This is a genomic window from Asprobacillus argus, assembly GCF_032248395.1.
Taxonomy (GTDB): Bacteria; Bacteroidota; Bacteroidia; order Flavobacteriales; family Flavobacteriaceae; genus Polaribacter; species Polaribacter argus.
Genome location: NZ_JAVTTO010000002.1, coordinates 697,815 through 711,951, shown reverse-complemented (window position 1 = coordinate 711,951; position 14,137 = coordinate 697,815). Strand labels below are relative to the sequence as shown.

Genomic DNA, 14,137 nt, shown 5'->3' with positions numbered 1-14,137 from the left:
TTTATCAACATCTCAAAATCATTTATAATAAGAGACCTGTCGTTACTGAACAACTATCTTTTTAGTGATATTCTGCTGGTCATTACTAATTTTCACTAAATAGATTCCTTGTTTTAAGTTGCTTATTTCTAGCTTGTTATTTGCCAAGGTAGGATTGTTCAAAGATTGAATTTCTTTTCCTAAAATAGAATACACTTTTATCCGTTTGATAGTAATTGAACTAGGAATACGTAAAGTAACTTTATTGATCGTTGACGGATTTGGGTATATAGATACCTGTTCTAGTGATGAAAAGGTTTCAACAGATAGTACAGATCCCCAGATTGTTTGTACGTACTCAGGATGATCGATAAATGGATTTCTATTACCTTGAAAAGTATATGCAGCATCATTCCTAGTAATTTCACGTTGACTTACCGGATCATCTGTGTGCCATTTATAAAGTAGTTTTATATACCAATCCTCATACACTTGATCATTTGTGCCATTTAAGGGATTATTAACTGATGCATCATGACTATCCCAGGTAGCATCTGTTACTACATCCTCATATCTTGTAGCGAAATAAAGAAGCATTCTAGCGATATCTCCTTTAAACTCATCAATGGGCTCAAATACAGTTCCTGAATGGGTGTCAAAAGTGTTGGGCCCTCTTTTCGAACCGTTATTGGTGGTATAATCAGGATTTGAAACTTCACCGAAAGGAAAACTACCTCGAATACCATTTACATACCCATCCGATGGTACTACATGATGAATGTCTGTTCTCATAGGTACTTGAGAGTTAAAAAAACCTTGAGGAAAAATATGTTCTCTATTATAGCAGTCATTTTCTGAATTATAATTTCCGCAAGTTCTACCATTATGACTATAATTATAAGGATCTGCTCCGGCTGGGTTTTCAGAGTACATATCTAACACTGTATTGTCATTTTCATAAAAACTGTCGTTATCTGAAGTTACGTAAGCATTGTATAATGCACCGTACCCCTGATCTATATGTCCGTTAGAAATGATTGCTTTTAATTGCGTTTTTAAGGTGTATCCACTTCCCGTTGCTGTATCATAATATCCATTTGGGATTTGAGAAAATACAGATATGGTCACAAAAAGAGTACTAAGTAAGAGTAGTTTTTTAAAAATCATAAAGAGGTTTGATCATTTTTAATGTGACAAAGTTACTAATATAATTCTCTGAAACGGATATGTTTTAAGCATAAAAAAAGTGCCATTAAGGCACTTTTTTATCTAATTATAGATATGTATTAAATTTTGATGAACTTTTTAGAGACTGCTCCTGTATCCGTTGTAGCATTGATAATATAAACACCGCTTTTAAGAGAAGAAACATCTATAGTGTCGTTTACTTGATCAAGCGTTCCTTCTAATATCTTTTTTCCAATAAGGTTGTAGATGGATACTTTTAATGTTTTCGTTGTCGAAATATGTATGGTATTTCCACTTACAGGGTTCGGGAAAATTTTAAATGAATCCAAAGTATCATCACCCAAACTCGCCGTACTAGTGTAACTTCCTAAGTCATCTACAGTATCTACAGGAAAGCTATCCCATTCATTAGCTTCATCGAAGGTAGTGGTAGGTCCTGTTACTGAAGACTTTCTACGCAATGTAGTGTTTTGTGCAAAATTTCCTGTACCGCCGTCAAATACACCAATTATATCAATAAGTGCATTGTCTTTAAATAACCCTACAGGGTCATTTCCATTGAAGTTTAAAGGCTCTCCAAATGGAGCAGTACCATTATTTGGAACTGTTATATCAGCCTCGGCTAAAATGGTAGCATCGATTGCTGCGCCATTAATAACAACAACAACATCTCCGGATGTTAGCATACCAGACAAATCATATCTTGTAGACCAAGATCCAGAACCGTTAGATTGCCTTCTCAAATTGTATAAAGAAAGGTCTATAGTGCTACCTGTTATATTTGCTATTTCAATGGCTTTGTTATTTCCTGATCCTTCTATGTATTCTGAAAAGAACAATTCGTTTCCACTACTAGAAGCATTTGTGGTACCATTAACTGGTGTGCTTGCAGCTGATTGATTACCTACTGCGTCCTTTGCCTTGACAGTTACTGCATAGGTCGTAGATGCCGTCAGACCAGAAACATCATACATAGTGGCAGTTGTGGTTGACCCTTCTAAATTCCCATCTAAATACACATCGTATCCAGTTACTGCAGTATTATCTGTCGAAGCTGTCCAGGTAATTGAAAATGCAGTATCCGTTTCATTACTGATAGCAACATTTGTAGGAACTGTTGGCGCTTCAGTATCTTCTAAAGTAGTTCCGTTTACAGCTGTACTTTGCGCAGAAGCATTATCGGCAAGATCTTTTGCTGATACTCGAATGGCATACGTTGTATTTGAATTTAAATTACTTAAGGTAGTAGAAGTACTAGAAACAGCAGTGGATAAGTTTCCATCTACATAAATTTCATAACTCGTAACTCCAACATTATCTGTAGAAGCTGTCCATGAAATATCTAAGGAGAATGTTGTTTCATTACTAACAGTAACATTAGTAGGCACCGTTGGAGCTTCTGAGTCTACGCTAGTATAGATTCCCCAGGTATCTTCAGCTTCTGGGCCTCCCCATATTCTGGTTGCTAACCTTGGGTTGTCAATAAATGGGTTTCTATTTCCTTGTGCATAGGTATTCCCAGTGTTTTCATGGTAGGTATTTCGTTGTCTTTCAAAATCGGAAACAGGATCATCGACATTCCACTGTAAGAAAAGATCGATCATATCATCAGGAGTACCAGTACTACTTCCAACACCGACAAACGTTGGCTTACACTGATTTCCATATCGTAAATACATATACATGATCATTCTTGCTACATCGCCTTTCCATTCGTCTCCGGGGTACCATCCATCGTTAACAGCTCCAGAGTTTCCTGACCCGATTGCGAACTTTTTATTTCCTCTTGACGAATTCGTAGGAGAGTCGCACGGTCTTAAATTGTGTGCATCTGCATATGGAGGTCCACTGGTTCCAGAGGCATCTAGATCGGGATCTGCCAATGAATTTGCAAATACGTGTTCTCTATTCCAAAGCCCTATACAACTTCCGCCACCACAGGTATCATTAATACCTCTTTCTCTATCATTATTTGAGTCTCCATCGGAACCATTTTCCCAACCATAGATAAGCAGTACTTCGGCACTATTAGTAGGGTTTACATCTGTAGCCATAGAAGCATTCCATATACCAGGAGAATAGGATAAACTATTGGTGTGGGTATTAATGATCTTAGTAGCTAATACATTCTTTAACGCAACTCCGGTTAGATTTAAATCTAGTCCATTGTAATATGCTTCTTGTGAAAAAGCATATGACGAAAGCACTATAAGTATAGTACTTAAAATTCTTTTCAACATGTAATTGTTTTTGGGGTGTTAGTATTTTTTTACCAGGGTATTTAATTAATCTTTCTTAAGTAGGGCCATATAAAATCCGTCATATCCGGATGTATGGGCAAATACTTTATTATCTTTTACAAAAGTAAAGTTTTTTCCTAATTCTGATGATAAGAATGTTTCAACTTGATTTTGATTTTCGGATGGTAACACAGAACAGGTTGCATAAACTAACTTTCCGCCTGGTTTTACCATCTTTGAATATTCTTGTAAGATTTCCTGCTGAGTTTCTCGAATAGCATCTAAAAATTCTGGTTGTAACTTCCATTTAGAATCAGGATTACGTCTTAAAACACCTAGTCCCGAACAAGGTGCATCTATAAGCACTCTATCAGCTTTTCCTTGTAATTTTTTAAGCGGCTTTGTAGATTCTATAACGCGATTAGTAATGTTATGCACTCCGTTTCGCTTTGCCCTGATCTTCAGTTTTTTCAATTTACTTTCATAAATATCCATAGCTATTATTTGCCCTTTGTTTTCCATTAAGGAGGCAAGGTGTAGCGTTTTTCCACCTGCGCCCGCACAGGTATCTACTACTTTCATTCCAGGAGCAACATCTAAATACGCTGCAACTAATTGCGAAGATGCATCTTGGACTTCAAATAAGCCATCTTTAAATGCTTGTGTTCTAAAAACATTTGCACGCTCTACAAGTTTCAATGCATCATCATGTCCAGAAATAAATTCAGTAATGATATTTTCTGTACGTAACTTCTTTTGTAAATCCTCTTTTGAAGTTTTTAAGGTATTTGTTCTTAAGATAACATCGGCCTGTTTGTTCAATGCTGTTATTTCTTTAGACCAAATCGTTTCACCAATTTCAGATACGCCAATTTCATCGATCCAATCAGGAATCGACTCTTTATACTTTCTAATTTTAGACAGTTCGTCAAACCTGCCTTTTATTCTTCTTGTTGGAGTTGGTTCGATCTGATTCCAATCTGGTAACTGAATTCCTTTTAAAACGCACCAAACAGAAAACAAACGCCATAAGTTTGGCCTGTCAAAAGGCTCTTTTACTTCAGCAATTTCAGCATATAAACGCTTCCATCGTACAATGTCATAAATCGTTTCTGCAACAAACTTTCGATCTCGACTTCCCCAACGTTTATCTCTTTTTAGTGCTTTTTCTACCGCTTTATCCGCGTATACACCTTCATTAAAGATATCTCTGATTGAATCAATAACTGTAAATACTAAATTTCTATGTAACCTCACGTAACCCTCATTAATAAATAGGCTGCAAAGGTATAAATAACCACTAACTTTTGATTCTTTATTTGATTTATTATTGTGATATTCTGTATTTTCGTTACGGATCGAATAAAATTGTTTTCAGATTGAGTTTATTGAATCAACCTATATCATATTTAAAAGGAGTAACTGTAAACAAGGCTAATTTACTATTAACTGAATTGGGTATAAGAACCTGTAATGATTTATTACACTTTTTCCCATTTAGATATATAGATAGAACGCGATATTATAAGATAAATGAACTGCTAAATACCAATTCTGAAGTACAGATTCTTGGTAAGATAATTAGCGTAAAATCAGTAGCACAAAAAAGAGGGAGTAGGCTTGTTGCTAAATTTTCGGATGGTACAGGGACCATAGAGCTTATATGGTTTAAAGGACAAAAATGGATCAAAGATTCTTTAAAAATCAATGAATCGTACGTTATCTATGGAAAGCTAAATTTTTACAATGGTAATTTTAGTATTCCTCATCCCGAAATGGAATTGGAAAAAGAAGCAAACAAGAAAATAAAATCCAAACTACAAGCTGTTTATCCGTCTACTGAAAAGCTACAGGATAAAAATGTGACCAATCGTGTTATTAGAGGATATATACAAACGTTATTAAAGGAAATATTCGAGGTACTTGGTGAGAGTTTGTCAAATGATTTTAAAGGGAAGTATAGTTTAATCTCCAAAAGAGATGCTCTTTTAAATATTCACTTTCCCAAAAGTAATGATGCTTTAGCGAAGGCCCAATACAGATTGAAATTTGAAGAGTTATTTTTTATTCAATTGCAATTGTTGAGAAAGAAGTTAATAAACAAGCAAAAAATCAAAGGATATGTTTTTGAAAGCATTGGAGAGCATTTTAATAACTTCTATGCCAATTATTTACCATTTGATCTAACCAATGCGCAAAAAAGAGTTTTAAAAGAAATACGCAAAGATGTTGCTTCTAATGCGCATATGAATAGATTGTTACAGGGAGATGTTGGTTCGGGAAAAACCATTGTAGCATTACTCTCGATGCTCATCGCTATCGACAATGGTTACCAGGCTACAATTATGGCCCCCACAGAGATATTGGCGATTCAACATTACAATGCGATGAAAGAGTTATTGGAGCATGTGAACATCGATATTGCTTTGCTAACAGGATCTACAAAAGCCAAGCAACGAAGAGAAATTCACGAAAAATTAGAAGACAATTCATTAAAGATTTTGATTGGAACCCATGCTTTAATTGAGGATAAGGTGAAGTTTCATAACCTTGGAATTGCAATAATAGATGAGCAGCATAGATTCGGTGTGGCGCAGCGTTCTAAGTTATGGCAAAAGAATGAGTTGCCTCCTCATATTTTGGTTATGACGGCAACACCTATACCTAGAACACTTGCTATGAGCGTTTACGGTGATCTAGATATTTCCGTGATAGATGAATTACCTCCTGGTCGTAAAGAAGTAAAGACTGTACATCGGTATGATAGTAATCGATTATCGGTATTTAAGTTTATTAAAGACGAAATTACCAAAGGAAGACAGGTGTATGTGGTATATCCGTTAATCCAAGAATCTGAGGCTATGGATTACAAAGACCTAATGGATGGTTACGAGAGTATTTCACGGGAATTCCCATCTCCAAAATATCAAATCAGTATCGTACATGGAAAAATGAAGCCCGCTGATAAGGACTATGAAATGAATCGATTTGTAAAAGGAGAAACGCATATTATGGTAGCTACTACGGTTATTGAAGTAGGTGTAAATGTTCCTAATGCTAGTGTTATGATTGTTGAAAGCGCAGAGCGCTTTGGATTAAGTCAACTGCATCAGTTAAGAGGCAGAGTAGGACGAGGAGCCGATCAGAGTTACTGTATACTACTTACAAGCTTTAAACTATCTGCAGATGCCAAGGTAAGATTGAAAACGATGGTAGACACGTCAGATGGATTCAAAATATCAGAAGTGGACCTTAAATTAAGAGGGCCTGGAAACATGATGGGAACCCAACAAAGTGGTGTACTCAATTTAAAAATAGCAGATGTTGTAAAAGATACTCCTATTTTACAACAAGCAAGAAATGCAGCTATTGAATTACTGGATGATGATCCGAACCTTTCTAAAGAGACTAACGAAGAGATCTTACGGACCTATTCTTTACTTAAAAGAACTTCAGGAATTTGGTCTAATATTAGTTAATAGCAGGAATTAATCAACACTTTTACAATTCGTCCTTAAAAAAATACAACTCGGTAATTTTTAGTTTATAGAACCTTATGTGTGTTGCACATTTGTATCATAATTAACCAATAAAACAATAATTATGAAAATTTTTGCAACAGTATTAACAGCAGTAATGATGTTTTCAGCAGGTATAACATCAACTAAAAAACAACGTGTAACGGCTACCGTAGTAAATGTATCAACAGATAGTGGTAAGGTAAGTTTTGCGCTATATGACAAAGCGAATTTTATGAGACAACCATTACAGTCTAAAAATGGAAAAATTGTGGATGGAAAAAGCACAGTAACTTTTGAGAATGTAGCACCTGGCGATTATGCCATTATTTGTTTCCATGATAAAAATGATAATGATACCATGGATTTTGAAACAAATGGAATGCCTATGGAAGATTATGGAGCTACCAATAACATCATGAATTTTGGTCCGCCAAAATATGACGATGCAAAGTTTACTGTATCAGATAAAGACGTAACGTTTGAAATTAAGTTTTAAAAAAACAAACAACAGGTTTCAGAACTTTAACTAAATTTATATCCAAGAACCTAAATAATTCTCAAAGATGAACAAGTATAAAGATGTTTTTACCATGAAGAACCTCAAAAAAGGTTTTATAGTATGTTTTAAAATAACATTGGTATTTACCTTTTTATTTGGAGTGATCTTTCAGGAGTTTTCTTTAGAAGGATTATGGAAATCATTTATCATCTCAGGATTGTTCTCTTTTGGAATGGGGTTTGGAAATGGATTTATAAATAACTATTTGAATACCAAGTGGGACTGGATCAAACAAACAAATGAACGAGTAACAGCAGGAATCATTGCGACGGTTTTATATACTATACCGTTAGTTTTGGGAATTAACTACTTAATATTGATCGTTTGGGGAAATATAGACCCATCTAATTTTTTTAATGGCAATAATTTTTGGATGCATCTTTTTTATATCATCCTGTCATTAGGGGTTTCTACATTTTTCCATGCCAGAGGGTTTATGAGAAATTGGAAAGCGGCCATGTCTCAAGAAACAACCAAACAGGAGATTGTAGCGAAGACAGAAACAGCCAAATTCGAATCTTTAAAAAATCAATTAGATCCACACTTTTTATTTAATAGCTTGAATGTGTTGACATCTTTGATTGGAGAAAATCCAAATCAAGCGGAGAAGTTTACGACAAAACTCTCTAAAGTATATAGATATGTTTTAGAGCAGCGAAATAAAGATCTTATACCGCTTTCTGAAGAGTTACAGTTCGCAAGAACGTATATGGAATTATTGGGTATGCGCTTTGAGGATGCCGTAAAATTTACTATTCCTGAAACGGTGAGTAATGAAGAACTAAAAATTGTTCCATTATCATTACAGCTACTTCTTGAGAATGCAGTAAAACACAATGTAGTTTCATCCCTTAAGCCTTTAGAGATTACTATATATGAGGAAGAAGGATACTTAATTATACAGAATAACATAAATCCAAAAGAGGCAATAGGTAAAAGTACCAAAGTTGGCTTACAAAATATTGCGGACAGGTATGGATTGATAACATCGAAAGGTGTTAAAATAGAAAACAATAACAAAATATTTAAGGTGTGTTTACCACTCTTATTTAAAATGAATACGATTATGCAACCGGAAGAATTAGAAAATAGCAAATATGTGCGTGCCGTAGAGCGCGTGGAAAAATTAAAAGAATTTTATCAAAACTTGGCATCTTATGTAATTGTGATCCCGTTTTTGATATTTATAAACTTACAATTTTCGCCACAGTTTCACTGGTTTTGGTTTCCCGTTTTTGGATGGGGGTTTGGAGTGTTGATGCATGGATTAGATGCTTATAATTACAATATCTTTTTAGGGAAGAATTGGGAAGAGAAGAAAATAAAAGAATTGATGAATCAAAATAATAGAAGAAGATAAAGTCATGGAATCTAATTTTATACAGGAAGAACGGTATTTTAAGGCTCAAGAAAGAGTAAAAAACATCTTAGGCTTTTACACACATTTAGTATCCACCATATTTATTGTTCCTTTTATAATTATCCTTAATTTGGAATTGGTACCGCAGTATTACTGGTTCTGGTTTTATATAGCAGCTTGGTTTGCTGGCCTTTTTATTCATTGGCTCATTATTTTTGGACTTTCGAAAGTAACCACAAAAAAAAATTGGCAGCGCAATAAGGTTAAAGAAATCATGGACGAAGGAATTAATGAAGAACCAGATTACACTCAAGAATTGTTATATATGAATGCAAAGAAAAGAGTAAAGGAAGTTAAAGGTTTTTATGCCTTTTTAATAGTAACGATAATCACAGTTCCTATAGTAACGTATATCAATTTGGAGTTTGTTCCTGGGTTTCACTTTTTCTGGTTTGTGGTTGTAGGAATGTTATTTGCACTTTTTATGATGTGGCTGGGGATCTTTGGATTCGAACAGTTTGGTTTAGGAAAAAGTTGGCAACAAAAGAAAATTAAAGAACTTATTAAGAACGATTCATTTAAATAATAGCATATGGAATCTAATTTTACAAAAGAACAGCAATATCTTAAAGCGAGAAAGAAGGTAGAAGAAATAAAAGGTTTTTATACACATTTGATAGTCTTCGTTGTTATCATGCCCGTAATTATTTATATTAATTTAAGGTTTGTACCTCAATTTCACTGGTTCTGGTTTTCATTAGTAGGCTGGGGAATGGGTGTTTTCTTCCACTGGTTTGGAGTTATGGGAATGGATAAGCTAGGCTTAGGAAAGGATTGGGAAGAGAGAAAAGTAAAAGAATTTATGAATAAAGACACTAAACATTAGAAAATGGAACCAAATTATACAAAAGAACAGCAGTACTTAAAAGCAAAAAAAAGAGTAAAGGATATTAAAGGTTTTTATTCTCATTTAATGGCTTACATTTTTGTAAACATATTTATTAGTATCGTAATTCTATATGGACTTACATCAAGTGAAGATTTTTCCTTTTCAGAAGCGATACGGCATTTTGGAGTATATTCTACATGGTTGTTTTGGGGAATTGGACTGTTTTTTCACTGGCTTGGAGTATTTGGCTTTGGTTCTTTTATCGGAAAAAGTTGGGAAGAGAAAAAAATTAAGGAATTGATGAAAGAAGATGATGACAGATCGAATAAAATTTTAAGAAAATAATATCATGGAAATAGATAATAACAAATTGGACACTAAGTACCTACGCGCAAAGAAGCGAGTGGAAGATATAAAAGGGTATTACATTCATTTAGCCGTTTATATTGCCGTAAATACCTTTATAAGTGTAAATAAAGTAATGAATGATTTGGAAGACGGAGAATCAATTGGTGGAGCTTTGTCAGATTTTGGAACCTATGCAGTTTGGTTGTTTTGGGGTATTGGTTTGGCTATGCATACATTCAGAATTTTTGGAACCAATCTTTTAATGGGAAAAGAGTGGGAAGAACGAAAGGTTAAAGAACTAATGGACAAAAAGTAGATTATGGAAACTCAATTATCAAAAGAAAAAAAGTTAATCAAAGCCAGAAAAAGAGTAGAGGAGATAAAAGGCTTTTATAAACACTTGACCGCATATTTAGTTGTAAATTTATTTTTGACATTTGTCGTATATTATTTTGACGTAACCATTAGAATCTTTGAAGGGTTGGAACTGAGTGATCAGGTTTCAGGATCTCTATTAGTACGTTATCCTGTTTGGTTCATATGGGGTGCAATCTTATTAGTGGATGCTATAAGAGTATTTATCTTCCCAAGAGCTTTAGGGAAAGGTTGGCAAGATCGAAAAATAGAAGAATTCATGAATGAAAAAAATACATAATAATGAACGTAATCATTATAGAAGATGAGAAGCCAGCAGCAAGAAGGCTAAATAGAATGCTTAATGCATTAGGAATAGAGGCACAAACTATGCTACATTCCGTAGAGGAATCTTTAAATTGGTTTCAAGATAATGCACATCCAGACCTTATATTTTTGGATATCCAACTTTCTGATGGTTTATCCTTTGAGATTTTTGAAGAGATTCCAGTAAAAAGTGCTATTATTTTTACAACCGCTTATGACGAATATGCGCTTAAAGCATTCAAACTGAATAGTATTGACTATTTACTAAAACCTATCGATGAGGATGAATTGAAAAAAGCTGTTGAGAAGTATAAAGATCAACAACCCAAAGAAACAGATTTACAAGTAAATATTGATGATATAAGAAGGCTTTTGATAAATCCTGTAGATAGAAAATTTAAAAAGAGGTTTACCATTAAGATTGGTCAACACATCAAGATTATTCACGTAGACGAAATAGAATGTTTTTATAGCGAAAACAAAGCAACATATATTCATACCAACGGAAAGAGAAATTACCTAATTGATAATTCTTTGGAACACTGGCAAGATCAATTAGATCCTGAGCATTTCTTCAGGGTAAATAGAACATTTATTGTGCACATAAATGCGATTAAAGATATTATATCTTACACCAATAGTAGACTTAAACTGATATTACATTCCTATAATGAATCTGAAATTATTGTGAGTAGAGAGCGTGTAAAGGATTTTAAAAACTGGATCGATTAAATCTTATTGTTTTCTGTAATGCTAGTTTGATTGTTTTACTATATTTACCAAGTAATTTGTAGTAAAGAATAACATTTCCCAAAAATCAACGTTTAAGGGATATCTTTGTAAGAAAAAAGAATGAAAAAAACAGTACTCTTAGCTTTTGTATTTACTGTATGTGTAGTTTTCTCTAGTTGTAACAATAATAACAAGTTTCAAATAGTTAAAGGAAAAGTAGGGCACCTAACTCAAAAAACCACCATTAAAGAACTTGAAACGATCTTTAAAAATGATTCTATTGTTAAGAATTTAAGCGAAGGATCACTCGGTTCTAATTATTTCCAGGATGACGATGAATATCAGATATATGAAAAAGGAGGGAAGCATCTTTTAACCGTTGTTCCTCAAGACCAACTTGATACGTTGTCCACTATTAAGAGTGTTCAGATATTTGATGAAAGATATGAAACGCAGACAGGAATAACCTTAAATTCTACTTTCTCAGATATTAATTTAAATAATGAAATAACCAAGATTGAGACGTCGTTAAATTCGGCAACCTTGTTTATTGATGATTTGAATGCTACGATTGCAATTGACAAAGAGCAATTAGGGTTAAGGCAATTCACAACACAAAAAGTAAGTTTGGAACAGATTCCTGATCTTGCAAAAATGAAATCTTTCATTGTTTGGTTTAATTAATGGGTACTAAGAAGTATCAAATACAAACATCTCCTTTTGTTGTTCCTACAACTGATGGAAAGCTTATCGAAGAACATTTTGGTCAGGCTACTGACGGAAATGCAAAGATTAGTATTGCGCATATGGTTGCTCCTTCTGGTTGGAGTGAACCTTTTCAAACACCAGAGTTTGACGAATATACGTACATCATCAAAGGGAAAAAGCAATTTATTATTGATGGGGAGGTCGTTATCCTAGAAGCGGGTCAATCGATAAAGATTCAAAAAAATACACGTATTCAATATTCAAACCCATTTGAGAATGAGTGCGAATATATAGCAATTTGCTTACCTGCATTTTCTATGGACTTAGTAAACAGAGAGGAAGAATAATGCTCCGTTAAAGTTTTCCTAAACTACGTTAAAACTCACTTTTAAATAGTTGATTTTATGTAATTTACTACATAAATCAACTACACATGAAAACAATTGTCACTTTTTTAGTCACCTTGGCGTTTACTATCTGTTCTTTAAGTGCTCAGGAAAAAACCATGAAGTACGAGGCTTCTAAAAAACATCCTTTTGGACAGTATAATCCTGAAGCTCCTAAACAGTTGCAAGATTACAAAGAACTGATTGGCATTGCTAAATGCGAATCTGTAAATAGAAAACCTGATCAATCTTGGGCCAAGCCTATAAAAATGACTTGGAAATGGAAATATATTATGAATGGTAAAGCTGTTCAGGATGAAACATTAAAAGAAGATGGAGGCCATTCGGGAAGTATCCGTCAATTTAGTAAAGACAGCTTGCGGTGGAATGTCCACTATTATTCATCTCGAGGAGTTTCTTCTACACTACCTGTTTGGAATGGGAATAAAAGTAAAGATGGAAAAATCGTCTTATACAGGAAGCAAAACGCGCCAAACGGCACAGAAGGCTTTTATCGACTTACCTTTTATGATATCTCTAAAGAAGGTTACAAGTGGGTAGGAGAATGGGTAGATACTACTGAGAAAATTGTATTTCCTACCTGGAAAATCTCGTGTATTAAAGAGGATTAATTACTTCTCTTTCTAGCTAATAAAGTATTCTTTAATAACATAGCAATAGTCATAGGACCCACACCACCTGGAACAGGTGTTATAAAATCTGCTTTTGTAGAAACTTCTTCAAAAGCAACATCTCCTAATAAACGATATCCGCTTTTTTTAGTAGCATCTTCAACTCTGGTGATTCCTACATCAATAACTGTGACATGATCTTTTACCATATCGGCTTTTAGGAACTCAGGAATACCTAAGGCAGCTATAACAATATCGGCTTGTAACGTAATCTCTTTTAAGTTTTTTGTCCTACTGTGTGTTATGGTTACTGTAGCATTTCCTACTTTTCTTTTTTGAGAAAGTAAAATACTCATAGGGCTACCCACAATATGGCTTCTCCCAATTACCACAACATGCTTCCCAGAAGTTTCAACATTATATCTATCCAATAACTCCAAGATCCCGAAAGGGGTAGCTGAGATAAATGTAGGAAGGTTTAAAGCCATTTTACCAACGTTTGTAGGATGAAAACCATCTACATCTTTGTCAGGATGTACTGCCATAATTACTTTCTGTTCATCAATATGTTTAGGCAACGGAAGTTGTACTATAAATCCATCAATGTTATCATTATTGTTTAAGCTCTCTATTTGAGACAGTAATTCATTTTCAGAAATATCTTCAGATAATTGAACCAAGGTAGATTCGAAACCAACGTGCTTACAAGCTTTCACTTTTGCATTGACATAGGTTAAACTTGCTCCATCATTACCAACAATAACAGCAGCTAAATGTGGTACTTTGTTTCCTTGTTTTTTGATTTCTGCAACTTCTATTGCAATTTCGTCTTTGATATCCGAAGATGTTTTTTTACCGTCTAGTAAAATCATACTCTAGTTTTTGATATAAAAAAAGGCTACAAATTTTCGTTC

Annotated in this window: 16 protein-coding genes; 12 read left to right on the top strand and 4 right to left on the bottom strand. The window is 34.1% G+C overall.

What is annotated here, in order from left to right; translation table 11 throughout:
• Positions 1-42 precede the first annotated feature (42 nt).
• The 3 genes from RQM59_RS07060 to RQM59_RS07050 all read right to left on the bottom strand — a co-directional run bounded on the left by RQM59_RS07060 (position 43) and on the right by RQM59_RS07050 (position 4,664).
• Complete coding sequence (locus RQM59_RS07060) at positions 43-1,146, bottom strand: endonuclease (protein ID WP_349241385.1); 1,104 nt, start codon at positions 1,144-1,146, stop codon at positions 43-45.
• 119 nt (positions 1,147-1,265) lie between these two features.
• A complete protein-coding gene (locus tag RQM59_RS07055) occupies positions 1,266-3,407 on the bottom strand; it encodes an endonuclease (RefSeq protein ID WP_349241384.1) in 2,142 nt (713 codons plus the stop codon).
• A 45-nt stretch (positions 3,408-3,452) separates the two neighbouring features.
• On the bottom strand, positions 3,453-4,664 hold the full coding sequence (locus RQM59_RS07050; protein WP_349241383.1) for an RsmB/NOP family class I SAM-dependent RNA methyltransferase: 1,212 nt from the start codon (positions 4,662-4,664) through the stop codon (positions 3,453-3,455).
• A 122-nt stretch (positions 4,665-4,786) separates the two neighbouring features.
• Here RQM59_RS07050 and recG point away from each other — a divergent pair, with 122 nt between their 5' ends.
• The 12 genes from recG (at position 4,787) to RQM59_RS06990 (ending at position 13,223) form a co-directional block, all read left to right on the top strand.
• Positions 4,787-6,886, top strand: coding sequence for an ATP-dependent DNA helicase RecG (gene recG, locus RQM59_RS07045; protein WP_349241382.1), 2,100 nt, complete (start codon positions 4,787-4,789; stop codon positions 6,884-6,886).
• A 124-nt stretch (positions 6,887-7,010) separates the two neighbouring features.
• Positions 7,011-7,424, top strand: a complete 414-nt coding sequence (locus RQM59_RS07040) for a DUF2141 domain-containing protein (protein ID WP_349241381.1) — start codon at positions 7,011-7,013, stop codon at positions 7,422-7,424.
• A 67-nt stretch (positions 7,425-7,491) separates the two neighbouring features.
• Entirely contained in the window at positions 7,492-8,847 is a 1,356-nt protein-coding gene (locus RQM59_RS07035) for a 2TM domain-containing protein (protein WP_349241380.1), read from the top strand.
• Positions 8,848-8,851: 4 nt separating this feature from the next.
• Entirely contained in the window at positions 8,852-9,433 is a 582-nt protein-coding gene (locus tag RQM59_RS07030; RefSeq protein ID WP_349241379.1) for a 2TM domain-containing protein, read from the top strand.
• Positions 9,434-9,439: 6 nt separating this feature from the next.
• Complete coding sequence (locus tag RQM59_RS07025) at positions 9,440-9,733, top strand: 2TM domain-containing protein (RefSeq protein ID WP_349241378.1); 294 nt, start codon at positions 9,440-9,442, stop codon at positions 9,731-9,733.
• 3 nt (positions 9,734-9,736) lie between these two features.
• Complete coding sequence (locus RQM59_RS07020; RefSeq protein WP_349241377.1) at positions 9,737-10,081, top strand: 2TM domain-containing protein; 345 nt, start codon at positions 9,737-9,739, stop codon at positions 10,079-10,081.
• Between the two features lie 4 nt (positions 10,082-10,085).
• Positions 10,086-10,400, top strand: a complete 315-nt coding sequence (locus tag RQM59_RS07015; protein ID WP_349241376.1) for a 2TM domain-containing protein — start codon at positions 10,086-10,088, stop codon at positions 10,398-10,400.
• A gap of 3 nt (positions 10,401-10,403) precedes the next feature.
• Positions 10,404-10,739, top strand: a complete 336-nt coding sequence (locus RQM59_RS07010) for a 2TM domain-containing protein (protein ID WP_349241375.1) — start codon at positions 10,404-10,406, stop codon at positions 10,737-10,739.
• A 2-nt stretch (positions 10,740-10,741) separates the two neighbouring features.
• Positions 10,742-11,497: a LytR/AlgR family response regulator transcription factor gene (locus tag RQM59_RS07005; RefSeq protein WP_349241374.1), complete on the top strand. Its 756-nt coding sequence runs from the start codon at positions 10,742-10,744 to the stop codon at positions 11,495-11,497.
• A 120-nt stretch (positions 11,498-11,617) separates the two neighbouring features.
• A complete protein-coding gene (locus RQM59_RS07000; protein ID WP_349241373.1) occupies positions 11,618-12,181 on the top strand; it encodes a hypothetical protein in 564 nt (187 codons plus the stop codon).
• Positions 12,181-12,552: a cupin domain-containing protein gene (locus RQM59_RS06995; protein ID WP_349241372.1), complete on the top strand. Its 372-nt coding sequence runs from the start codon at positions 12,181-12,183 to the stop codon at positions 12,550-12,552. Before RQM59_RS07000 ends, RQM59_RS06995 begins: the two co-directional genes overlap by 1 nt.
• A gap of 86 nt (positions 12,553-12,638) precedes the next feature.
• The gene (locus RQM59_RS06990) at positions 12,639-13,223 is read left to right on the top strand and encodes a hypothetical protein (RefSeq protein ID WP_349241371.1); all 585 of its coding nucleotides are present in this window, start codon (positions 12,639-12,641) and stop codon (positions 13,221-13,223) included.
• Here the strand turns inward: RQM59_RS06990 and RQM59_RS06985 are convergent.
• Positions 13,220-14,095, bottom strand: coding sequence for a bifunctional 5,10-methylenetetrahydrofolate dehydrogenase/5,10-methenyltetrahydrofolate cyclohydrolase (locus RQM59_RS06985; RefSeq protein ID WP_349241370.1), 876 nt, complete (start codon positions 14,093-14,095; stop codon positions 13,220-13,222). The two genes, RQM59_RS06990 and RQM59_RS06985, sit on opposite strands and share 4 nt — an antisense overlap.
• Positions 14,096-14,137: the final 42 nt, after the last annotated feature.